The organism is Hoeflea sp. BAL378 (assembly GCF_000759435.1).
In the GTDB taxonomy this organism is placed as follows: domain Bacteria; phylum Pseudomonadota; class Alphaproteobacteria; order Rhizobiales; family Rhizobiaceae; genus Hoeflea.
Genome location: NZ_JRJG01000280.1, coordinates 1 through 267, shown reverse-complemented (window position 1 = coordinate 267; position 267 = coordinate 1). Strand labels below are relative to the sequence as shown.

The following is a 267-nucleotide window of genomic DNA, read 5'->3' as shown; positions in this document are numbered from 1 at the left end:
AGGGGATCTTTGCCGCTGCTTCCTCGATCCGCTTCGCGTCTTCGTCCCGCAGCACCTTGCCGGACGCAGCAATTGCTGCTGCGAGGTTTTCGCGATTGGTCGTGCCGAACACACAAGTGGCTATGTTTGTGTTCCGCAGCATGTAGGCAAAGGCGGCCTGCGCCGGCGTAAAGCCATCGATCGTCCTTAAAACCCGCCGCATTGGCGCCGAGGCACGCGCGAAATCTTTTGTCGTGGGTTTGATGAGGGTCCGCGCCAGATACCAGA

The 267-nt window shown here is 59.6% G+C and carries 1 protein-coding gene; it reads right to left on the bottom strand.

Annotation, left to right across the window (positions count from 1 at the left end):
- A partial coding sequence (locus tag LL06_RS26190) for an aldo/keto reductase (protein ID WP_035534065.1) occupies positions 1-267 on the bottom strand: 267 nt, incomplete at both ends.